The sequence below is a fragment of the Flagellimonas okinawensis genome (assembly GCF_029194005.1).
GTDB classification, from domain to species: domain Bacteria; phylum Bacteroidota; class Bacteroidia; order Flavobacteriales; family Flavobacteriaceae; genus Flagellimonas; species Flagellimonas okinawensis.
Genome location: NZ_JARFVA010000003.1, coordinates 374,453 through 398,348, shown reverse-complemented (window position 1 = coordinate 398,348; position 23,896 = coordinate 374,453). Strand labels below are relative to the sequence as shown.

The following is a 23,896-nucleotide window of genomic DNA, read 5'->3' as shown; positions in this document are numbered from 1 at the left end:
GTTGAATTTAAGTTTCAAATATAAGTTTTAATCGATTCATTCAGTCAAAGAAAAAGCCAGGGTTAATCCCTGGCTTCATCATCAATCAAAAAACGAAATTAAATAATCTATTTCGATTCAAACTCTTCGATAATAAAGAAGTTTTTGTTTTTCTTGTCTACGAGATAATTGTTCTCCAAAACATTGTAGTGCATGGATTTATTATCCACATTGATATCAAAACCGTTATCGGTCTGTACAACTTCAAAATCGTTGTTCTCGCTACCTTTGTATTTCAATACCATATAGTCATCATAATTAGCATCTGAATTGCTGTCGATAGCCACTAACTTGGTTACAAAAGGAGAGGTTAGTTTTCTATCTTGGTTGACCATACCTTTATCCTTGTTGTTAAGTTCCAGACCATATTTTCTTCGCTCCATAACCTTTACGCTGTACTCTTTCTCCACGCCGTTTTCAGAAACGGTAAAAGTTTTAAGTTGTGTAGTGGCTTTCATTACGCCTGAATTTTGGCTCTGACCGTATCCGGCAAAAGCGGTTAAAGTTGCAAATGATAGTATAGTGAATAGCTTTTTCATAGTATAATTTTTAATGGTGAATAAATCTGTTTTCTCTAAAGATTGAATGTTTACTACTTTAGGAAGGAAGTGAACATCCAGTGTCTTTTCTCCAGTTCGGTCATAAACTCTGTCAACATGTTTTCGGTAACAACATCTCCGGTTTCGAGAGAAGCGTTAACGGCATCCAACATGCTATCGTGCAAAATTTCGTAGTCGTGCAATACTTCTCTTACCATTTCCAGAGCCGATAGATTTTTCTCCTGTTCCTCAATTTTGGAGAGCTCCAAGGTTTTTTTCATGGTAAAGTTGCTCTTTACCCCGAATACTCGAATTCTTTCCGCCACTTCATCAATGTTCTCCTTTACTGTATTGTATTCATTTTCGAATTCCTCATGTAATTCAAAGAAGTCAGGTCCTTCAATGTTCCAGTGAAAATTTCTCAGTTTATTGTAGAATACTTGGTAATTCGCCAATAGCGTATTTAGACTTACTACAATTTCAGCAGTTTCTAAATAAGTGAATCCCAATTTTTTGAATGTTTTATTTTTTGCTTTAATAGCTTCCATATAATAGATTTTTAATTTGTTGATATAAAATTACCGATTCACAATCGCGATGATCGATGGAATAGATGTAAATCTTGACGCTAAAGATTTTTGGATACTGTTTTTAGTTCAAAACGATATAATATCGATTCAAAAACTATCTTTTTTGAAATGTTGATTATGAATCAACTACTAATTAAAATAATTATATATAATTAAATATCAAGTATTTAACATTGTTTAACGAAAGCTTAGGGATGGTTTAGGAAGTTGGTGCCTCCTCCAGTTCCACAATGAATCCTTTACATAACGAAAGGAATACATCGGAGGAAATGTCGGTCAAATATTCTTTGTCCTCACCAAATACTTTTTGTGTTTCCTCATGGATAGGATCTAGTTCTTGGATATATATGGTTTCGGAAAGATCGTACATCTTTTTACACAAGCTAAATCGTTTTACGACCTTAAACTTGTTAATGTTTCTGATTAGCATAGGCTTGAAGCATTTTGGTTAATCTATTGGGACACCTCTGGTTCAAAAAAGTCACTTGTAGGCACCTATATACAATATGGGACAGGAGCTTAAATAAATTTTTCGAAATAGTATTTTTTACCAAGATTGTCCATGTGTTCAATTCTGGATTGCTTCTTAAATTTCTTTTCGTAATAGGAAAGACTTCTTATATCGGTAATTAGGCCGTCAATAGTCCTATGGAACTCTTTTAGCTGTGTGGAAGCATGAACAACACGATTGTCTGAAATAGCGACATATAGGTTTTTTACGTGTTTGTTCATAAATGGTTAGTTGAGACCACAAATGTACTATATATGGACGTATGAAATATATTTTACTATATAAAGACGTATTTAGTATTTTTTTTATATCTTTATCTTGACAATGAGAACTTTGATGTTTAATTTTGTCGCATAAAAAAACGCCAGTACCGTTAATACTGACGTTGAAAAATTGGAAATCAGGGTTGAAGTTTACCATAACTCAACTAAGAATGGCTAATGAGACCATCTTCGTCCCCTGATACCATTTTTAAACAAATGGGAGTCGCTTACTATTTTTCAGCACTTCTCCCTGATTTGGATTACCTCTTTACTCGAGTAGTAATCCGAACCGTACGTGTTACCCTAACCCTTACACAAGGCTTAGATACTGTAGTGGTTCTCCTAATTACACGTGACGCCATAACGCATGTGGTTTTAGAAGTTTTTAAATGGCGGTATTTATCCTGCTGCCCTTTCGGAAATTAATCCAGTACAGGTCAAATCAGCATATGTTCGTAGCATATGCTTTTTTTGTGCGGTTATTTGAGTTGAAAATTCCCCGCAATGGAATCCCTAAGTTTGTAGTGGTGTTCAATTAGTGTAGTCCCTACAAAGTTTTAAAAAAAGCCATAAAGCCTTATATAAAATTCAACAAAGATTTTAACATATTTATTAACGATCACGTTTTGAGGCATCTAAAGAATGGTTTGTTTACGTAAATCAATAAAAAAGTGTTCTTTTTTAGTAAAATAATTATTCATTTATTAGGTATTTAATGGGACAAACAGTATCTTTAAGTATCTAATTAAAACCGATGGAATTCAAGTCACTTATTCAGCTTTTAGATTACTTCAAAGACGAAGAAACGTGCATAGAATATTATGAGCGTATAAGATGGGGCAATGAGCCTGCTTGTCCACATTGTGGTTGTGTTAACCCATACAAGACCAATAGAGGTTGGAAATGCCGTGACAAAGAATGTCATAAGAAGTTTACTGTTAAGGTCGGAACCATATTTGAAAACTCTAAAATCTCTTTCCGTATTTGGTTTGCTGCTATCTACTTGGCAACTACCAGTAAAAAAGGTATCAGCAGCGTTCAACTTGCAACACAGTTGAACATAACCCAAAAGACGGCTTGGTTTGTGTTGCACCGCATCCGTGAAATGCTGAAAGAGAAAAGTCCTAAAATGTTAGGTGAAAATAATATGGTAGAAGTTGACGAAGCTTATATCGGTGGAAAAGAGAAAAACAAGCACCGTAATAAAAGACGTTCAGAAGAAAACCTTGAACTTACTAATGAAGGTAAGCCGTATAAGCCTAAAAAGGTCATTGTTGGTCTTATAGAGCGTAACGGAAAGGTTTTATTAAAGTATGTCCCGAGAGCAGATGCCAGGAATATGGTGTCGTTCATTAAAAAGCATGTGCCGGAAAACTCCACCGTTTATTCTGATCAGGCCACAGTATACAAACAGTTGCATAAAACATATACGCACGATAGCGTGAACCATGCTTTAAGTATATATGTCGAGGGTGATGTTCATACAAACACGATTGAGAACTTTTGGAGCATCCTAAAGCGTGGTATCTATGGTATATACCATCAAGTGAGTGATAAACACGTAAGTCGTTATTTGGACGAGTTTGCAGCTAGATTCAATACAAGAGATTTAACACCACAAGAGAGGTTTGATGGATTTTTGGTGGACGCGGAGAGTGTGTTGGACTATAAGCAACTTATAGCATAACATTTTGTTTATCAATAGACTATATATGTTGTATATAAAAATATTTTGATATTTCGGCATAAAAATTGTACTTTTGTACCTGAAATCAGAATTGTGCTTTAAACAGTAATCCTGTTTAAAACAAACAATAGTGCTCTTGGCCACGTTTCCTCACCTTTTAAAATAGAGAGGAAGCCCACCCAAGAGCTTTTTTGTTTATATTCATACCATGCCAAAAGTAACCGCAATTCTAGTAGATGGTGGATTTTTTTTAAAAAGATATAGATCCATCAAAAAAGTTAAAAAGCTTGACCCACAAAAAACAGCTAATGATTTGTGGGAAATGTGTTTAGATCACTTAACGCAAGCTAAAGGCGAAACATACTCATTATACAGAATATTTTACTATGACTGTTTGCCCTATGATAAGAAACAGCATAATCCTGTAACTGGAAAGTCAATTGATTTTGCAAAAACAGAGCAATATAATTTTCAGGTTAACTTCTTTGAAGAGTTAAAGAAAAAAAGAAAAGTTGCTTTAAGGCTTGGTGTTCTAGAGGACAGAAAACGATGGATTATAAAGCCTGCAAAAACAAAGGATTTACTATCAAAGAAAATAGAAGTAGATGATTTAACCGAAACAGACGTACAATTTGATTTTACCCAAAAGAGAGTAGATATAAAAATTGGATTAGATATTGCTTCTATAACCCTTAAAAAGCAGGTTGATCAAATTATATTGATTTCAGGCGACAGCGATTTTGTGCCAGCAGCAAAACTTGCAAGGAGAGAGGGAATTGATTTTATACTTGATAATATGTATAATCCCATTAAGCCTCATTTGTTTGAACATATAGATGGTTTAATCACAAAAATACCAAGACCTAACAATGGCAGAAGAACAAGAAAAACAAAATAAAAAGAAAGAACGTGCCAAAGAGTACGAAAAGAAACTAAAGATTGACGGTACTTTGGACGATGTGCTAAAATTGTCCGTCGATAAGAAGAAGGGCGATAACTAACCAATGTTAGCTTTGAATGGGTAAAGTGTCGCAACGCTCATTAAAAATGTGGTAATCCTTTCGTAGGGCGCATAGGTCGCCCCGTTGCTCTGGATGTCTGAATTAGCGGGCATTTAACCACAAAGGGAGGTTCCGCCAAAAAAAATTACTTCACGGTATATCCCAGAAATATTATTCCTTCCTGTCCCATATTGTATATAGGTGCCCACTTGTAATTAGCTGTAAATAATTACATACGTTTACAAACGAAAACAAATGATTACAATTCAGATACAGTTATTAAGTGCATCTAAGTTTGCCTTGTCGGACGGTGAGAGTTCGATGAGAAATATTAAAACTTAAATCTTACTTATTATGAATTCACTTAAAAACAAAGTACAGTTAATTGGAAACCTTGGTAACGACCCTGAAATCATTACACTTGAAAACGGAAGCAAATTGGCCAAGTTTTCCATTGCAACCAACGAAACTTACAAAAACTCCAATGGAGAAAAGGTTACGGATACACAATGGCACAATATTGTAGCTTGGGGCAAGTTGGCGGAGATATCCGAGGATTTTCTTTCCAAGGGCAAAGAGGTGATCATTGAAGGTAAATTAACCAATCGCTCATATGAAACCAGCGATGGAGAAAAACGATATATCACTGAAATCAAGTGCAACGAATTGTTGATGCTTGGAAAGTAAGTACTAAGAGAGTTTAACGACCAAATAAGGGTAACAGTAACTTTTTTTATTTTACGGTTAGGGTAAATCCAATTTGAGTTGTTACATAACCAAACGCCAGAACTTTAGTAAATGAACAACGTATTTATTAAAACTCAGAAAAATGAGATTAAAAGTTCACATCACTTTATTTTTTACTCTGGCGTTGGCGGCAATGGGAATGGCTCAAGAAGGCAAAGATTCATTTTTTAGGAAACAGGCTTTAAAGGATGCTATCCGTGAACAGTCTGCTACTTATGCCACTTTGGAAGATGAAAAGGATTTCTGGCAGGATCAGAACCAGTATGAAAAGGATTTGGAATCCAAAGACAAGGATTCATACACTGTTTACATGAACGCAAAACGATCGGCATATTCAGAGCATGCCGAATTATGCGGAGATCATTGTACGCATAGCGACTTTTATTACGAACAGGCCAGTTATTATTTTACATATATAGGTGATAAAAATTTCACTAAGGAAGCAATCGCCGGATCAATAGTCCAAGTTGCTTCTCCCAGAAGTTTTTAAATGTGCATTTTAGTTAGTTAATTAAAAAGGCGCCCATTTGGGCGCCTTTTTGTTTTAATATATGGTAAACAAACTAGTTTTGTCCGCCACTGCGTTCAGGGGAACGTGGTGTGGGCCATTCCAGTTGTTCACCTGTTCTTGTGCTTATTGGCAGGACAGCTTTTTCCCTTGATGTCTTTTCCGGGTGTTCACTGGCCATATAAGCAAGAATTGCAGTTAGGATGGCATTGTTTCTAACGTCATCAAAAATTATTTTGTCGTAGGTGTCCCTGTTGGTATGCCAGGTATAGTTCCAATAAGACCAACTCAAGGAACTTAAACTAAAGGCTGGTGCTCCCGCTGCTTGGAACGACGCATAATCAGATCCACCACGTGCGGGTGTACCAGGGAAAGTAGTTTCAATTTCGTCCGTAATTTCCTTGGGTACCTCGTAGAGCCACTTGCTTAAATAATCATAGGAATCCAAAAAGCCTCCACCGGAAATCCTTACAACTCGGCCGGTTCCATTATCTTGGTTAAAAACTGCCTGGACACCATCTACTATTTCCGGATTGTCCTCCACAAATGCCCTTGAGCCATTAAGTCCTTGTTCTTCACTGCCCCAATGCCCGACCAATATGGTTCTTTTTGGATTTGGATAGACCTTTTTCAAAATGCGCATGGCCTCCATCATCACCAAGGTTCCAGTACCATTGTCCGTTGCACCGGTACCGCCGTCCCAAGAATCAAAATGAGCGGAGAGTATAACATATTCATCGGGTCTTTCAGACCCTTTTATTTCAGCTATTGTATTAAACGTGGGCACTTTTCCCAATTCTTTGGATTCTGCCACTATATGTAGTTCAGGCTTTTGTCCAGACTCTACCAAACGATATAACATACCGTAGTCCTCCAATTCAAGGTCCACGGTCGGAATTTCTTTGGTGTAGGCCCCGAAAATCTTGTTTACCCCAAAGCCCCTGGACCAGTAGGATGCTACTACGCCTAAAGCGCCGGCCTTTTCCAAGGCAACTGGCAAGGTGCGTCTGTTCAAACCAGTATGGCCCATGTTTTTGTTCCAAGCTTCGTTCAAGGCCTCGCGTTCCTTCTTCATTTTGTCAAAGGATTTTTCAGTGGCAAACTCTTCCCAGTTATAGTCTGGTCTGCCTGTGGGCTGTGGCATGGATATCATAACCAGCTTTCCTTTTACATTGGGCAACCAGTTCACAAATTCCAAGGAATCAACTACGGTTGGTAAAACGATCAATTCTGCCGTTACCCCTTTCTTTGAAGTACTGGGACTCCAGGCCAATTGTGTTCCCCTTAGGCTCTGAACCCTAGGATGAACCATATCTATGTGACTGATTCCACGTTCCCATCCTTTCCATTCGCCCCATTGTTCGTTGCGGGCAGAAATTCCCCAACTTTTATATTTGTCAACTGCCCAGTCATGGGCATTCTTCATTTGCGGTGTACCCACCAACCTGGGGCCGATACCATCCATAAGTTCATGGCCCAAATGCTCCAATTGGGAATTGTTGTTGGCTTCATCGATAATACTTTTGATTACAGCATCCTTATCCTGTGCCACCAGCGGGGAGCCAGAGGCAAGGAAAAGTGCCAGTAAAAGAGAGATTTTTTTGATCATGGTTTCTAGTTTGCCCTAAAAATAGAACAATTGTGACATCCATGATGGATATTAAGCTTATTTGCTGCATTGAAAAATGGAAAGTTATGCATATTGGATATTCTGCCTATTGTGTATTTGTTAAATATGCATCTTGTTTTTTAAGGTTTTTGCACGGTTATGGGCGCTTCGTTTTTAAAATCGTTTTTTGCTGTTAAGGCTTTATAAAACATTATGATTAGCCCTGTCATATCCGTATTTTTAGGGATACTAAACTCAATGCAGCCCTGAATACATCTCTCCATCACAATCAAGTAGGGCTGCCAAATTAATGTCCATAAAAACTAAATGAAAACAGAACAATTGGAAAGAATCTTGTACAGCCCGTACAAGGAGAGGATTCTTACGTCCGAAGAAGCAGCAAAATTTATCAAGAACAATTACATTGTGGGAGTCAGTGGCTTTACCAAAGCTGGCGACAGCAAATCAGTACTTCCTGCTTTTGCCGCAAGGGCCAAGGAGGAAGATATTAAGATCACACTATTGAGCGGCGCTTCATTGGGATACAATACCGATGCCGACCTCGCCGAGAACGGAGCTTTGATCAAAAGAATGCCCTTTCAGGCCGATCCAACCCTTCGAAACAGTATCAATACCCATCAAACCCTTTATGTAGATCAACATTTAAGTGAAACGGCTGAAATGCTGCACAATGGTCATTTGCCAAAGATAGACCTTGCCATTGTAGAAGCGACCTATGTGGATGCCAACGGTTACATTGTGCCGACCACTTCCGTAGGCAATTCTGCTTCGTTCACCGAATCCGCCGATGAGATTATCGTGGAAGTGAACATGTCCATTCCGTTATCCTTTAAGGGAATTCACGACATCTACATACCCAAACCATACCCCAAGCGTGAAATACTCCATATTACCGAGCCTGATGGCCGGATTGGAACTGAGTACATGAAAATTGACCCTAAAAAGGTCGTGGCCGTGGTCTTTACCAATAAGCCAGATAGTCCGGCACGGATTTCACCACCGGATGAGAATACCAGTGCCATCTCCCATCACCTATTGAAGTTTTTCGATAAAGAGGTAGAAGATGGCCGATTGACCAAATCTTTACTGCCTTTGCAGGCAGGAATTGGAAAGATCGCCAATGCTGTATTGTCCGGTTTTAAGGATAGTAAATTCAAGGAGCTTACCATGTATTCCGAAGTACTCCAAGACAGTACCTTTGAGCTAATGGATGCCGGCAAGATGATTTTTGCCTCTGCCTCTTCCATCACTGTATCGGAAGAATGTCACGGACATTTTATTTCCAACTTTGAAAATTACAAGGACAAATTGGTGCTGCGTCCACAGAATATAAGCAATTCGGCAGAAGTGATCAGAAGGCTAGGTGTCATCGCCATAAATACCGCCATAGAATTTGATATTTACGGCAATGTAAATTCCACCAATATTTTGGGTACCAAAATGATGAATGGAATAGGGGGATCTGGAGATTTTGCCCGGAACTCGTACCTCAGCATCTTTGTATGTCCATCGGCACCCAAGAACAATACAATATCCCATGTTGTTCCTATGGTTCCCCATGTAGACCATAGTGAACACGATGTCGATATTTTGGTTACCGAACAAGGATTGGCAGATTTGAGGGGATTGTCGCCCATTGAGCGGGCCGAGGTAATTTTGGACAATTGTGTGCACCCAGAGTACAAACAACAACTACGTAACTATTTTGAAGAGGCCAAAGCGCTTGGGGGGCATACACCGCATATTTTGGAAAAGGCATTTTCTTGGCATATCAATTTTCGGGACAATAAAACGATGAAACTATCTTAAAGTTCCGAGAAATTCTCGGATTTATGGGTGTGGTGGCCTTTATCTAGGCCACCTTTTTAAGCAAATCAAAGCAAGGGCATTTTTTACAGCGCTTGCTTTCGCTTTTCTTATACTTTTTACAACACTTGGATTTGACTTTACCCGTTGGGGGCAGTTCGCGAAGCAAGGCTTTTTTGAGTTTCTTCTTGTCCTTTTTCTTTCCCATTACCAGAAGTGAAATAGGAGACAAAAATAATTATTTTAAATGAATCTAAATAAAATTTAACACAAAACAGTTTTCAATTCCTTAAAACTGAAGGGAAACGCCTAAAGTGTTTGGCCCAAAAGAAAGGTTCCAACTCACATTTTTCGACTTTTGGTCGTTGTATTTTTCATCGTATTTGGAATCAAGGTATCTATCAATGGATTCGACGATGAAAATGCTGAGCACGGTACTAAATGCTACATCGGATACCCAATGAAAATCATCCATGACCCGTATAAGTCCGGGAATCATGCCCACTGTGTAAAGCCCACCTTTGATCCAAGGACTTTTAAACTGTTTTGCAATGGCATAGGCATTACTGAACGCTAGCATGGCGTGCCCAGATGGGAAGGAATCAAAATCATAGACACGATCTAAATGCAATGGGTCAAAAGTAGCAGAACCAGCTCCACTTTTTGGTCGTGCCCTTCCAATGATTCTTTTGCTCACTTGCTGTAGAAAGCCACCCGCGGTAGCGGATGAAATCAACAGAACACCGGTCCGTCTTAGTTTTTCATTTTTGGTAAACAGACCAGCAAGGTAAACCCCTCCAGTTAACATGTAATTGTTTTCCGGACTCCCATATTCATGGCCGTAGTCCTTAACAAAGTCGGGAATGTCCTGTTCAAATCCATTTTTCCATCTGTTGAGCTCATCATCAACGGTAAAAAGTAGCAAAGTACCGCCCGTTAAATAACCAAAATTCGCCCAATCGTTGCCTTTCCAATGGAATGGTCTGGAATAGGAATATCCTACTCCGCCAAAAATGTTACCTACATCGTAAGTAAAGTTGTTCCAAAGGTTTTTGTCTTGTTTTTGCTGTAATTCTTGACCTGTCATAGTGGTGGCCAAGATCATAAGAACGAGGAATTTTAAATGCTTCATGGTTGATCAAAACAAATGTAGTCGGTAAAATTACTCATAAATATCTTGTGCCAAGCGAAAAGTATTGGCATGGGCCTCTACGATTATTTTAATTTCTGGAGAATAACCGCCACCCATACTGCATTGAACTGGAATGTTGGCATAGTGGCAAGTTTGAAGTACAAAACGGTCCCGTTCCTTACATCCTTCTACTGTCATGGAAAGGGTGCCCAATTTATCGGTTTCAAGGACATCAACCCCGCAGAGGTAGAAAACAAAATCGGGACGTACCTGTTCCAATAGTTCGGGCAGTTTCTTTTTTAAAATAGATAGATATTCATCATCCTTGGTGCCTTTTTCCAGAGGAATGTCCAAGTCCGAGGTTTCCTTTTTAAAGGGGTAATTGCCCTTACCATGCATGGAAAATGTGAAAACAGAAGGGTCTGTCTGGAAGATTTCCGCGGTTCCGTTGCCCTGGTGAACATCCAGATCCACTATCAGTATTTTTTTGGCCAATCCTTTTTTTAAAAGATATCGTGCGCCTATAGCTTGGTCGTTCAGCATGCAAAATGCCTCGCCTCTATTGGAGTAAGCGTGGTGCGTGCCTCCTGCAATGTTCATGGCAATTCCATGTTCCAGAGCAAAATGGCACCCCTTTATGGTGCCGTCGGCTATAATGCGTTCGCGTTGCACAAGTTCGTTGCTTAGGGGAAATCCAATTTTTCGGGCCTCCTTTTTGGATAGTTCCAAGTTGACCAAGTTTCTATAATAAACCCTGTCATGGGCCTCCAAAATATATCGGTCTTCTACAAACGAGGGCTCAAAAAAGTTGTCATCCGTGCAGGTGCCTTCATAAAGTAATTGCTGTGGCAAGAGCTCATACTTGATCATGGGGAACCTATGCCCTTTGGGCAACGGGTGCTTGTAAATGGGATGAAATGCGATTTTGAGCATTTAGCTACCTTGTTTGTGCAACGCCAATTGGATTCGCTTTCTGGTCACATCAACATCCAATACCTTTACCACTACCTGTTGGTGAAGACTAACATGTTCATTGACATCTTTTACAAAAGTATCCGACAGATTTGAAATATGTATGAGCCCGCTTTCTTTGATGCCGATGTCGACAAAACAACCAAAATTGGTAACGTTGTTGACAATGCCGGGTAACAATTGACCTTGACGTAAATCCGTAATTTCTTTGATATTTTGATTGAAGGTAAATACCTTGGCCTTTTCCCTTAGGTCCAAACCAGGTTTTTCCAATTCTTTTATAATATCTTCCAAAGTGGGCATTCCGATGGTTTCGGTACAATAGGTTTTTAGGTTGATATCCTTTAGAGCTGAAGTGTTTCCAATAATTTCTTCAATGGAGATACCTTGGTCTTTTGCCATTTTTGTCACCAATCCATATCGCTCAGGGTGCACTGCGGAATCATCCAAGGGGTTATCTCCATTTTTGATGCGTAAAAATCCGGCACTCTGCTCAAAGGCCTTTCCTCCCAGGCGAGGCACCTTTTTGATTTCTTCCCTGTTTTTGAACGCCCCCTTTTCGTTTCGGTGAACAACAATGTTCTCGGCGAGTTTGGGGCCTATGCCGGATACATAACTTAAAAGAGGTACACTCGCCGTATTAATATTGACACCAACGGAATTCACGCAGCTTTCCACAACCGTATCCAGAGAATTCTTTAATTGTGTCTGGTCCACATCGTGTTGGTACTGCCCCACACCGATTGATTTAGCGTCAATTTTTACCAATTCTGCCAAAGGGTCGGCCAAACGCCGTCCGATGGATACGGCACCTCGAACCGTAACATCGTAGTTCGGGAATTCTTCACGCGCGATTTTTGATGCGGAATATATGGATGCGCCAGCTTCACTTACCACGAAAACATCAATGTCTTTTTTAAATGGGATTCTTTTGACCAATTGCTCTGTTTCACGTGATGCTGTACCGTTGCCTATGGCAATGGCCTCTATTTTATAAGTATCCACCAAAGAACTTATTTTTTTGATCGCTCCCGAACTATCCCGTTGTGGCGGATGTGGATATATGGTTTCGTTATGTTTTAAATCACCGTGTTCATCCAAGCACACTATTTTGCATCCCGTTCTAAATCCGGGGTCTATGGCCAAGATTCGTTTTTCGCCCAGTGGGGCACCGAGCAATAATTGCTTTAGGTTTTTCGAAAAAACCTGAATGGCATCCGTATCTGCCTTTTCCTTGGCGGTTTTTAAAAGTTCGTTGGACAGCGATGGAAGCAATAGCCTTTTATAAGCATCTGAGATGGCAAGTTCTATTTGTTCTGCACAAGCATTATTGGATTTGATCAAACGGCGTTCCATGTTTTGCAATGCACGTTCATCATCTATTTCGATCTTTACTCGGATAAAACTTTCTTTTTCGGCCCGCATAATGGCCAAAAAACGGTGCGAAGGGCAACGGCTCAAGGGTTCGTTCCAATCAAAATAGTCACGAAATTTTTGTGCTTTTTCGTCATCCTTTTTGGTCTTGACCACTTTTGTGGTAATAAGTGCATGGCGTTCCAACTGACCCCGAAGTTGGTTTCGTATGTCGGTGCGCTCATTGATCCATTCGGAAATAATATGGCGGGCACCTTCCAATGCATCATCCTCGTTGATGACCTTCTTGTTGAGGTATTTGGAGGCAATGTACTCAATTTCATCGCTCTTTTGTGCCATAATGATTTTGGCCAAAGGCACCAATCCATTTTTGCGAGCGGTTTCCGCTTTGGTCTTTTTACTCTTTTTGAATGGAAGGTAAAGATCTTCCAAGCTGGTCAGATCGGTACAATTTAAAAATTTGGCTTCCAGCTCGGGAGTAAGTGCATCTTGTTCCTTAACTGCCTTGATAATGGCGGCTTTTCGCTTTTCCAGTGCCTCGAACTGGTTTTTGAACTCTACAATGGATCCAATCTGAACTTCGTCCAAATTTCCGGTGAGCTCTTTGCGGTATCTGGAAATAAAGGGTACGGTGCAGTCCTGGTTCAACAGGGAGACCGTGTTTTCCACACTTTTTTCAGATAGATTTGTGTGGCGAACTATATAGGGGACAAGTTGCATTGCTTATTGTTTTAAGTAGGGGATTTGGGGACTGAGGGTTAATGGTGGATCAAAATTTATAGGTCATGTATTTGTCCAGTTTCTTATTATAAAACCCCCAGATGTAATCGTCATTAAGTTTAAATACAGTTTCAGCTTCCTTTTTTGGAAATTTGTCAGCAGCCTTTTTGATCTTGTCAAACGTGTTTTGAGGAACTTCTCCTTCTTTATGATTAAAACCCTCATCGAAAATACATTCAATCCTTGTTGCTTTTGTTGATGAATAGCTGCCATAGGCAAAATACGTTGGATTAAAAGTTACGGTAAATGCGCCCGCTGTAGCAACGGGAAATCCGAAACCGGGCATCATCATGCCACCACCTCGGTTGATTTCCTTTTTTGATCCGATGGTGACAATATAGTGGTTGTTATATTTGGAAGCAACAATGCCGATATCTTCATTGGCCAGTCTTCTGAGGAATTTACTTGTTTTATCCAATTCCCTATAGTTTTTATAAGTGCCTCCTTCTTGAATAATGGGGGTGTTTTTAAAGGTAATATTATCGTGTTTGGTGATATGGATATTCTTTAGTTCTTCTTGTGTGTCCAATGATTTTACGGAAAACACCATTTCTTCGAGTGTCGACGAGATCAGATATATCTTGTCGTCCAGCAAAAAAGAATTGGAGTTGGCCATAGTAGTGGACAAATAGGGTTTTTCTATCGTCGATAAGGTATAATCCAAATTTTGTGCGGATACATCTATCAAATAGGTGTGTCTTTGGGTATCTACTGTTAATTTGAAACCGGTATTGCTCGGATACATTTTTACGATTTTACTCGTAGTTTCTATGGAATTGGGTGATTCAGGGTCAATCTTGTCAACTTGAAACCTATACTGACTTCCCGTGGTGTAGATATTTCCACCGGTGGACATTATGGTATTGAGACTTTGTGGTTCTGCTTGATTGTCCACAAAAGATTCGTTGGATAGGTCAATGGTGCTTTTTATTTGCTCCTTGCCTTCTTCAAAAACATATACCTGAAATATATTACTGTCTTTGGGCATGGTGATCAGATGGAATTTAGATCCGTTCGAATATCCTTCCACATAAAACTCTTGCTTCAGTTTAAAATCGTAAAGAGTTTCATGGGTACTTCCGTTTTGAAAATCAAAAAGTACACTGCCAAAGGTTTTATCGTTCTTATCCTTTAAGAAAAGCCGGATTTTTTGTCCCAGAATGGAGTAGCCGATTATTTGGTTATATTTTTTGGGAAGGCCTTCCGATGCAAATCGTCTGATAAGTTGTAATGAAGGCGAATACAAAAAACCGTACATCATGTTGTCGTCATCCAGAAAAACGGCAAAATTCCCTGTTTCATCATCAACAACGGAAAAGGCAGTGTGCATTTTTCGGTTGCCGTTTTTTATGTCATTTTCAATTTCCAGAAATCTCTCTTGGGATGACACCGACTGGAAAAATACGAGACAAAGAATCAAAAAGGGATATTTCATGAAAGGTTGAATTAGTTAATGGTTTCCCCGTTGGTGACATCTTGTTCATCCGGGTTTACAAAAACTAATTTACCATTTTTGTTTTCGGTCATCAAAATCATGCCCTGGCTTTCAACTCCCCGCAGTTTCCTTGGGGCCAAATTGGCGACTACGGTAACTTTTTTGCCTATAATGTCCTCGGGAGCAAAGCTATTGGCAATGCCCGATACAATAGTTCTGGTTTCAAGTCCCATATCCACCTGTAACACCAAAAGCTTGTTGGCCTTGGGCATTTTTTCAGCTTCTATGATGGTTCCCACTCTCAGGTCCAATTTGGCAAAATCATCAAAAGTTATGGTCTCTTTCAGTGGGGCAGCTTCTTTTTCCATTTGGGCATTGATTTTTTTGGTGGCTTCCAATTTGTCCAGTTGTTGTTGGATTTCTTTGTCCTCGATTTTTCTGAAGAGCAATTCACTTTTGTTGATGGAATGACCTGCCGGGAGCAAAGCTTCGGCAGCGGCGATACCGTCCCAATCTATCTTTATGGAACTCGCCCCGACATTCAGGATACCCTTTAATTTCTCCGAAGTGAACGGAAGGAAAGGCTCGCTCAAAAAGGCTAAACCTGTTGCGATTTGCAGCGCCACGTACATGATGGTTTTTACACGCTCCTCATCAGTTTTTATCAATTTCCATGGCTCTTGATCAGCGAGGTATTTATTGCCCAATCGAGCCAAGTTCATCAATTCTTGGCTTGCTTCACGGAAACGGTACCGCTCTAAGGACCTGGCAAGTGTTTCCGGGAATTCTTTTAGTGTATTCAAGGCTTCTTTGTCCACCTCTGTAAGTTCCGAAGGTACAGGTACTTCCCCACTATAGTATTTGTGGGTCAGCACAGCAACTCGGTTTACAAAGTTTCCAAAAATGGCGACTAGTTCATTGTTGTTCCTTGCCTGAAAATCTTTCCAGGTAAAATCATTGTCCTTGGTCTCAGGTGCGTTTGCTGTCAAGGCATAGCGGAGTACATCCTGCATTTCGGGGAATTCTTCCAAATACTCATGTAACCAGACTGCCCAGTTTTTGGAGGTGGAAAGTTTGTTGCCCTCAAGGTTCAAAAACTCGTTGGCCGGCACATTGTCGGGCAAGATAAAATCACCATTGGCCTTCAACATACTTGGGAAAATGATACAGTGGAAAACGATATTGTCCTTTCCTATAAAGTGTACCAATTTGGTGTCTTTGTCCTTCCAATACGGCTCCCAATCCTTGCCTTCGCGTTCAGCCCATTCCTTGGTGGAGGAAATATAGCCAATGGGTGCATCGAACCAAACATAAAGTACTTTTCCTTCACCTCCTTCCACGGGTACAGGTATGCCCCAATCCAGATCGCGGGTCACGGCACGGGGCTTAAGACCTTCATCGATCCACGATTTGCACTGTCCGTACACATTGGGTTTCCAGTCGGATTTGTGTTCTTCCAGTATCCACTTTTTAAGGAACCCTTCGTAGCGATCCAAAGGCAAAAACCAATGTTTGGTCTTTTTTAAGGAAGGAACTGTTCCGGTTATGGTAGATTTTGGATTGATAAGATCCGTGGCATTCAAAGAAGACCCACAATTTTCGCATTGGTCGCCATAGGCTTCTTCATGTCCGCATTTGGGGCATGTTCCGATGACAAATCGGTCTGCCAAAAACTGTTTGGCCTCATCATCGTACAATTGTTCGGTTTCTTCTTCGATGAAGTCACCTTGATCGTACATTTTTTTGAAAAATTCTGAGGCCGTTTCATGGTGGACCTGCGCAGATGTCCTGGAATAGTTATCAAACGAAATACCAAAATCGGCAAAGGATTTTTTGATGATACCATGGTATTTGTCAATAATCTCAGTTGGCGTTACACCTTCTTTTTTGGCTTTCATTGAAATGGCCACGCCATGCTCATCGCTACCGCAAACAAAGGCGACATCATTGCCTTTTAATCGTAAATAACGTGAGTATATATCGGCAGGAACATAAACGCCGGCCAAGTGTCCAATATGGATGGGACCATTGGTATAGGGCAGTGCTGCTGTAATGGTATATCGGGTAGGTGCTGTATTTTGAGCCATTTAATTCTAAATTAGGCCCCAAAAATACTGATTTTAACGGGATAGACACAAAAAAGGAACCCTCCGAAAATGCGACCCTGTTTGGGGTGAGGGGTGCATTATCGAAGGGCTCCACAAAATGGATTACAAATTGTCCCGCTTCTTTAGGCTATCATTACTGATTTGCTCATTTTTTTATCTCCCACGGAAATTCGGTAAATGTATTTTCCTGTGGATAAACTGTCTCGCATGCGTTCGCGAATATTAATATCTACTTGACCCTCCAGCATCATTTCGTTGAAAAGGGTACCTACGCGTTGGCCCAAAATGTTAAAGAGCTCGATGTCCACATGTGCCGAAACCGGCATTTCCAAGTGAATATAGGGGTCTCGGGGCGATGTGGCCGGATATACTGCGGCATGTGCAATGCCGTCCAAGATATCGATATCCGGATTGTTCGGGTCTTGACTTGGCGGTGTTTCCGGTAGGGTCGGTGGGTCATTGTCCATTGCAATATCGTCAAAGGTCTCACCACTACAGTTGAAGCCCAAGTCAATGGCTTGATACGGATGTCCCAATAAATGCTGCTCCACAGATTCCCTTGGAACACATAGCCACTCGGCCAAAACGGTTCCATAGAGGTTTCTAAAATCCATGGTATATTCCAAATTTCCTCGATTGTTGGGCTCGTCCAACGATGGGTGATCACCTACAAAGGCACTACCGCTCAATCCCGATCCAAAGAACAGGGTTGGGGCCGCCTTTCCATGATCAGTACCATTGGAGCCGTTTTCAAAAATTCTACGTCCAAATTCGGAGAAGGTCATGCTCAATACCTTATCATCTTGTTCGGTAAAGGTGAGGTCCTCATAAAAGTTATTGATGGCAACAGATAGATTGGACATTAAACGTTCGTGAACTATGGGCTGATTACCATGTGTATCGAACCCGCCCATGGAGATCATATATACTTTGGTGCCCAAATTGCCCTTTATCAATCGTGCCAACAGTGCCAATTGTCTGGCAAAACCGTTGTCTTGGTATTCTACTTGGTTCTGACCTCTCATATAGGCATCATGTATCGTGCCGGCATATTCATAAGTCGTGTTGGCCACCCCTCTTAAAAATCGAAGTTGGTCGCCATACATACAGTCGTCGAACGGAGCGTTCTCTATTTCATAAAAAGATCCTGTTTCCGCTATCTGTTCCAACTGATCTACATTATTGGTCACAAAGGCATAATTGGTTTCCTCTCCTTGGAAAACCAAATTGGCCAAGTTCCCAATTTGAATGGCTGCAGGGGCAGCTGGTGGATTGATGAGATAATCAGGATAAAGTTCTTCAAAGTGACGGCCCATCCATCCGGTGTTCTCCCCGGAGAAACCAGTAGTAGTCAAATCGGTGTTGGCAAAAATATCCGATCCGGTAAAATGGGAAAGGCTTTGGTTTTGATATCCTACGCCATGTACGGCCTTAAATTGACCGTCTCCCCAAAGGGATTCCAGGGCGCTCATATAAGTAGGTATCCCAAAATCATCTGTAAGTTTAAGGACCTTGCTTTCCGGGATATAAATATTGGGCCTTGCGTTTGCGTAGGTATCGTATTGTTGAATCGGGATTACGGTACTAAGACCGTCGTTTCCGCCCGATAATCGAATCAATATTAGAATGTTGTCCGTTTCTGCCGCTGCCACCGCCGCTGTAAGTGGAGAGGGTGATGAAGCGGATATCATATGGCTTCCCAAGAACATGGATCCTGAACCTGCAATACCCAATGCTTGGATAAAGGAACGTCGGCTCCATTTTTTATGTTCTAAATCGTGGCCATCGTGTTCTATGCCTTTGTAGGGGCATTTATCGTGGTTATGGTGATTATCGCACATGATGATGGGGTTATTTGAGTTGAAATTCGGGTTCTCTGGACAAGTGACGCAACAGGATATAGACCTGTGTAGGGGATTCCGCACTCAATTGCAGCATCCATTGGCTAGTACCTCCGGGATAATAATCGGGAGAGTAATATTCCTCAGGTACATCGTCAATTTTAAAGGCATCCATGGCCCTTTCAAAATCGGCATCTGTCAAAAGGCCCTTGGGTGTAAATTTGTTCACCAAAGCCCTAACCACAATTTCTGGGTTACTGGTATTGCTGTTGGCGGGGCCTACAGCATCTACGGCCAGATTTCTGAACTGTTCGGGGTCGTTTTGGAAAAAGCGATCCAAGAAAACCTCTGCAGTCAGCCATCTACCAATTATAAAATTAGTGTTGATCCAGGTTCGATCCCTTTGCCAACCCTCAACCTCTGGCGGCTGAAAAAACCGTTGTCCGATCAGTGAACAGGAATCTATCATGTTAAGGATGGTTCCATCATCATAGGTGAAGCCTGTTTCTTTTAATAAATTGAAATATAGATCAGCCGGACTTTTAATTATAACGCCAATCGCGGTTTCGTCAAAAAAATGTTGACTTTTAAATAGTTGACGAAGAACCGGAGCTATTTCAAAACCATTGCTAATAAAGGTTTGAGCCAATCCATCAATGATTTGTGGAGCAATTCCTCCATCTTCGTTCGTGGAATCGGGGTGTACAAAGAACTCATACAATTTTTTACAGATATACCATCCGATCTCATCTGGTCTTTGGTTAAAAAGGATATCGATCACATCATCATATCCCCAATTGCCTGTTTGGCCAAATATGGTTTTGTTCTCATTGTTGAACTCAGTCGGGTCAAAGGTTACCTGCATACAGCCTTCCTCGCCTCGTTCGGTATATCCTGAGAGCGCCTTTGCAGTTTCAATAATATCCTCTTCGGTATAGTTGTTTCCCTCTCCCAAGGTAAAAAGCTCGTACAGTTCACGTGCATAATTTTCGTTGGGGTTGTTTCCTCGGTTACGGACCCCATCCAAATAGTATAGCATGGCACTGGTCAAGCCAATTTCACTGGTAAATGTTTTAAAATTGCCCAAGGCGTTCCTTTGCAGACAATTGATGTAATAATAGAGGAATTGTGGACAATTATAGGTCTCCAACTGTGTTACAAAATGGTTGCTCCAGAAAAAGCTCATTCTGTCGAGAAGCTCGTTGTCCATCAATGCATTTCCGTAAGCAGTAGTAAGATCTTCAATATGGGCCCTTCGCAATTGACGGGCCAGGTCATCGTCCGCAGGATAGTTGGTGTCATTCCAATCAGCCCATTCCGTAGGAGGAATTATGGGTGCTGCAAGTGCTTGATTGACTAAATTATCTACGAGCGAATCCGCTGTTTGTCCCACGGCGGAATTAATAGTTTGTACTGAGGCGCTAAAACCAAGCCTTCGGTACAAGTGGGCCGCACGTAACTCATCCAATGGAGTAGTGTACGGCGCCAAAGTTGAGGAATTACAATTGATAAAGTACTCCATAGCAATTTCTGGCGTTAATTAGGTACATAGTTTTGGGGCAACTATATGCTTATGCTAGTGTTGGATGTGGTTCAATTGAGCCAACAAATTACAATCTTAACGTTCTAAAGTCCATGAACGACCAAATTTTTCGATGAAATGCATAATATTTTTACATTTTTACAAATTGTATGGTGGGTCATAACACATTTGGAAAAATAGGCGAGCAAAAAGCAGTGGACTTTTTAATGTCTTCGGGTTACAAAATCAAAGCACGTAACTATCGGTATCTCAATGCAGAAGTGGACATCATAGCTGAAAAAGATGGGATAGTGGTCATTGTTGAGGTAAAGTCAAGAAACAAGGGCTTTCTCGAAGATATGTCAGATGCTATCCCGCCCAAAAAGATTAAACTATTGACCTTGGCGGCCAATCATTATTTGGAAGAAAACGAAGAGGATTTTGAGGTTAGATTTGATGTGATCACTGTGGTGAAAAATGGTGATAATTTTGAAATAGAGCATTTTGAAAATGCATTCTATCATTTTTAACCATTTGTTTGTTTTGTAACAATATGTTATTTTTGCTCAAAACCAACAGCAAAATGAAAACAATATCTGCTGTAGTGGAGCACTACATTAAGAAAAAGCCTTTTTTGCAAACTGCTTTGGCACAAGGAATTATCAATTTAACTTCTTTGTCTCGCCAAATTAAACCAGAAATTGCGGAAGAATTGGGCAAGGACGTAAAGGACGGTGCCATTGTAATGGCACTTAAACGATTGTCTGATGACCTAGAGTTTAGGGCCACACATAAAATTGTAAAAGTGCTCAAGAATATTGGTGAGATCACGGTGCGTTCCAATCTTACGGATTACACCTTTTTGGCCTCTGATACCATTCTGCAACAACAAGCACGATTATTGGAAGAAGTGAATGCCAATCAAGATGTATTCTATACGTCATCACGTGGTGTAAATGAAATAAACATCGTGATCAGTAATGTGATGGACGGGGTAGTGGAGAAGTATTTTAAAATGGAACGCTGTACCCAAAAAGCCGAGGGGCTTTCTTCCATCACGGTAAAGTTGCCTGCAGAGAACGTTTCTGTACCTGGGATTTACTATTTCATATTTCAGCGATTGGCTTGGGAAGGTATTGTGTTGTACGAGGTGATATCCACCACCAACGAGTTTACCATTTTGGTGAACGATGAGCAGGTCGATGTTGCTTTCAAAACCATAAAAGATTTAAAATCACTTTAAAACAAGTTTCCCTTTTGGTGGTCTAAACTAAAACGAAATCTTCTTCGTTCTAGATGAAGACACTTTTTGGAAAAATGACCAAGAAAAGGATTCTTTACGGTTTTTTGGCCCTATTTGTACTGTATTTGTGCTATTTGGCCTATATTTTTATTCTCTCTCCCAAGACCAATTTACAGTCTATTTATTTAATTCCGAAAGATGCAGTTTTCGTCATTGAATCGGAGCAACCAGTTGAAGGTTGGAAAAAAGTCAGCGAAAGTGAAGCTTGGCGCCACCTTAAAAAGAACGTTTATTTTTCGGAACTTACCGAGAACATTCAAAGGGTGGACACGGTTTTCAACGACAATCATAAACTGTTCGAGTTTTTTGACGACCGTTCCCTTTTTATTTCCATCCATATGATCTCCCCAAAGGACTATGGGATTTTTTATGTGTTGGATTTAAAGCGCATAGCTAAACTCCAACTTCTTAAAACCTATTTGAACACCCTATTGGATGATGGCTATGTGTTGAGCAAAAGAACCTATCACGACCACGAGATTTTGGAGGTGCACGATCGTGATAGTAAGGAAACCATGTACTTATCCTTCATCAAAAATCAATTGGTGGCCTCCTATACCCATACGTTGGTAGAAGCTTCCATAGATCAATACAATGAACCTGTGTTGGGGCGCAACCTCAATTTTTTGGAAATCAATCAAAAAGTCGGGCATGAGGATTTGTTTCGATTGTATACCCAGTACCATTATTTTGACGATTATATTAAAATGTATTCGGACAGACCTTCCGATTGGGTAAAGCGGGTGAGTGAAAACTTTTTGTTCTCTGGCTTTTATTTTGATTTGGACGAGAACAGTACCCTTACCGCCAACGGATACACCAATATTAGCGCAGTAAATGAATATTATTTGGAAGCGCTTCAAAAATCCGGTACAGCAGAGCGGTCCATTCCTCAAATTGCACCAAACACCACCGCACTTTACATGAGTTATGGTTTCGATAGTTTCACCGAGTTCTATAAGAATTTCGAGATGGTCCAACAGAACGATCCCGAGCAGTTCGAAAGCTATCAAGAAGGGATTGCGAAGGTGGAAAAATTTCTCAAGATCGATGTAAAGGAGAACTTTGTGAGCTGGATTGGGGACGAGATTGCGGTACTACAGATCAAATCACACATTAATCAGGGCAAAAATGACCTTGCTCTGGTGTTAAAAACAGACGATGCTGAGGATGCCAAGACCAATCTGGATTTTGTGGTGGAGCAGATTCGTAAAAAAACGCCCGTAAAGTTCAAAGCGGTGGATTATAAGGGTTACGAAATCAATTTCCTCTCCATCAAAGGATTCTTTAAAATGCTACTGGGCGGTAGGTTCGATGAATTTGACAAACCATATTTCACCCAGATTGAAGACTTTGTGATTTTTAGCGATAGCCCCAATACCCTTAAAGGTATAATTGATAAAGTAACGGAGGGTGAGATTCTTGCAGCTTCAGAGGAATTCAAAAGTTTTGATGAAAAGTTCGATTCCGAGTCCACAGTGTTCGTGTACAGCAATGTGCCTTTGCTGTTTGATAATATGTATGCCTTGGCCGATGCACCTACCAAACAAAAAATGCGCAAGAACAAGGATTTTATCATTTGTTTTCCTCAGGTGGGATTGCAATTGACACCGGAAGATGATTTGTTCGAAAGTCGTTTGGTACTTAACTATCAGGATGTGGAAGAAGTGAAAAAAGCGATAAGTCTGCCAAAAAGCATCAACACTTCCGACACTCCTAAAACTCAAAATACGACATCCACCGAAATCACCGATGCGGTTTTCAATTTAAGCCCTATTTATCCAACGGACTTAAATGCCCAATCCTTCAGTAAAAAATATGCCAATGGGAATATCCGTTTTGAAGTGGATTTGAAAGATGGATTAAAGCATGGCCGTTATGAGGAATTTTATCCCGATGGTACCCGCAAGATCCGCGGTCGTTTTCGAGAGGATGAACAGGTGGGTACTTGGCGGTTTTATAACAAGGAAGGTAACCAAGTCCATAAAAAACGGTTTTAATCCGTACTGTCATTCCGTGCCCCGACACTGAATCTCATCCAAAATAAGTGATTGCCGAAACTATCCAAAGTCTTATTGTTGACGATAAATTCCCCAACAATCACTAAC

21 protein-coding genes are annotated in these 23,896 nt (G+C 40.5%); 9 read left to right on the top strand and 12 right to left on the bottom strand.

Translation table 11 applies throughout. The features are described from left to right. Positions 1-107: 107 nt before the first annotated feature. The 4 genes from PY091_RS11390 to PY091_RS11375 form a co-directional block, all read right to left on the bottom strand. Complete coding sequence (locus PY091_RS11390; protein WP_275649779.1) at positions 108-578, bottom strand: hypothetical protein; 471 nt, start codon at positions 576-578, stop codon at positions 108-110. A 53-nt stretch (positions 579-631) separates the two neighbouring features. Continuing rightward, on the bottom strand, positions 632-1,126 hold the full coding sequence (locus PY091_RS11385) for a Dps family protein (RefSeq protein WP_275649778.1): 495 nt from the start codon (positions 1,124-1,126) through the stop codon (positions 632-634). A gap of 241 nt (positions 1,127-1,367) precedes the next feature. Then, positions 1,368-1,550: a hypothetical protein gene (locus PY091_RS11380; protein WP_275649777.1), complete on the bottom strand. Its 183-nt coding sequence runs from the start codon at positions 1,548-1,550 to the stop codon at positions 1,368-1,370. 137 nt (positions 1,551-1,687) lie between these two features. Next, the gene (locus tag PY091_RS11375; protein ID WP_275649776.1) at positions 1,688-1,900 is read right to left on the bottom strand and encodes a hypothetical protein; all 213 of its coding nucleotides are present in this window, start codon (positions 1,898-1,900) and stop codon (positions 1,688-1,690) included. 796 nt (positions 1,901-2,696) lie between these two features. On the opposite strand from PY091_RS11375, the gene PY091_RS11370 reads away from it, so the two are divergent. The 5 genes from PY091_RS11370 (at position 2,697) to PY091_RS11350 (ending at position 5,867) form a co-directional block, all read left to right on the top strand. Continuing rightward, positions 2,697-3,629, top strand: coding sequence for an IS1595 family transposase (locus PY091_RS11370; protein WP_275649775.1), 933 nt, complete (start codon positions 2,697-2,699; stop codon positions 3,627-3,629). A 208-nt stretch (positions 3,630-3,837) separates the two neighbouring features. Continuing rightward, on the top strand, positions 3,838-4,527 hold the full coding sequence (locus PY091_RS11365; RefSeq protein WP_275649774.1) for an NYN domain-containing protein: 690 nt from the start codon (positions 3,838-3,840) through the stop codon (positions 4,525-4,527). Then, positions 4,499-4,630 (top strand): hypothetical protein, encoded by a 132-nt coding sequence (locus PY091_RS11360; protein ID WP_275649773.1) that lies wholly within the window; start codon positions 4,499-4,501, stop codon positions 4,628-4,630. The genes PY091_RS11365 and PY091_RS11360 overlap by 29 nt, the downstream gene beginning before the upstream one ends. Before the next feature lie 354 nt (positions 4,631-4,984). Further along, a complete protein-coding gene (locus tag PY091_RS11355) occupies positions 4,985-5,317 on the top strand; it encodes a single-stranded DNA-binding protein (RefSeq protein WP_275649772.1) in 333 nt (110 codons plus the stop codon). A gap of 142 nt (positions 5,318-5,459) precedes the next feature. After that, positions 5,460-5,867, top strand: a complete 408-nt coding sequence (locus PY091_RS11350; RefSeq protein ID WP_275649771.1) for a hypothetical protein — start codon at positions 5,460-5,462, stop codon at positions 5,865-5,867. 73 nt (positions 5,868-5,940) lie between these two features. Here the strand turns inward: PY091_RS11350 and PY091_RS11345 are convergent, their stop codons facing one another. Continuing rightward, positions 5,941-7,494 (bottom strand): M20/M25/M40 family metallo-hydrolase, encoded by a 1,554-nt coding sequence (locus tag PY091_RS11345; protein WP_275649770.1) that lies wholly within the window; start codon positions 7,492-7,494, stop codon positions 5,941-5,943. A gap of 327 nt (positions 7,495-7,821) precedes the next feature. Here PY091_RS11345 and PY091_RS11340 point away from each other — a divergent pair, with 327 nt between their 5' ends. Continuing rightward, positions 7,822-9,324 (top strand): succinate CoA transferase, encoded by a 1,503-nt coding sequence (locus PY091_RS11340; protein WP_275649769.1) that lies wholly within the window; start codon positions 7,822-7,824, stop codon positions 9,322-9,324. Between the two features lie 286 nt (positions 9,325-9,610). Here PY091_RS11340 and PY091_RS11335 read toward each other — a convergent pair whose 3' ends face one another. From PY091_RS11335 to PY091_RS11305, 7 genes are all read right to left on the bottom strand, one after another. Further along, positions 9,611-10,453, bottom strand: a complete 843-nt coding sequence (locus PY091_RS11335) for a phosphatase PAP2 family protein (protein WP_275649768.1) — start codon at positions 10,451-10,453, stop codon at positions 9,611-9,613. A 30-nt stretch (positions 10,454-10,483) separates the two neighbouring features. Further along, the gene (locus PY091_RS11330; RefSeq protein ID WP_275649767.1) at positions 10,484-11,386 is read right to left on the bottom strand and encodes a histone deacetylase family protein; all 903 of its coding nucleotides are present in this window, start codon (positions 11,384-11,386) and stop codon (positions 10,484-10,486) included. Beyond that, entirely contained in the window at positions 11,387-13,519 is a 2,133-nt protein-coding gene (locus PY091_RS11325) for a Tex family protein (protein WP_275649766.1), read from the bottom strand. 49 nt (positions 13,520-13,568) lie between these two features. Next, positions 13,569-15,014: a hypothetical protein gene (locus PY091_RS11320; protein WP_275649765.1), complete on the bottom strand. Its 1,446-nt coding sequence runs from the start codon at positions 15,012-15,014 to the stop codon at positions 13,569-13,571. Between the two features lie 11 nt (positions 15,015-15,025). Then, complete coding sequence (metG, locus tag PY091_RS11315; RefSeq protein ID WP_275649764.1) at positions 15,026-17,101, bottom strand: methionine--tRNA ligase; 2,076 nt, start codon at positions 17,099-17,101, stop codon at positions 15,026-15,028. Positions 17,102-17,244: 143 nt separating this feature from the next. Continuing rightward, a complete protein-coding gene (locus PY091_RS11310) occupies positions 17,245-18,963 on the bottom strand; it encodes a DUF1501 domain-containing protein (protein ID WP_275649763.1) in 1,719 nt (572 codons plus the stop codon). Positions 18,964-18,973: 10 nt separating this feature from the next. Continuing rightward, positions 18,974-20,485: a DUF1800 domain-containing protein gene (locus tag PY091_RS11305; protein WP_275649762.1), complete on the bottom strand. Its 1,512-nt coding sequence runs from the start codon at positions 20,483-20,485 to the stop codon at positions 18,974-18,976. Positions 20,486-20,655: 170 nt separating this feature from the next. Here PY091_RS11305 and PY091_RS11300 point away from each other — a divergent pair, with 170 nt between their 5' ends. From PY091_RS11300 to PY091_RS11290, 3 genes are read left to right on the top strand one after another with little or no spacing between them, the layout of a single operon-like run. Beyond that, positions 20,656-21,015 carry a YraN family protein gene (locus PY091_RS11300; RefSeq protein WP_275649761.1) on the top strand — a complete coding sequence of 120 codons (360 nt, stop codon included), beginning with the start codon at positions 20,656-20,658 and terminating at the stop codon, positions 21,013-21,015. Positions 21,016-21,068: 53 nt separating this feature from the next. Further along, a complete protein-coding gene (locus PY091_RS11295; protein WP_119607470.1) occupies positions 21,069-21,728 on the top strand; it encodes an aspartate kinase in 660 nt (219 codons plus the stop codon). 53 nt (positions 21,729-21,781) lie between these two features. Then, on the top strand, positions 21,782-23,788 hold the full coding sequence (locus PY091_RS11290) for a DUF3352 domain-containing protein (protein WP_275649760.1): 2,007 nt from the start codon (positions 21,782-21,784) through the stop codon (positions 23,786-23,788). Positions 23,789-23,896 lie beyond the last annotated feature (108 nt).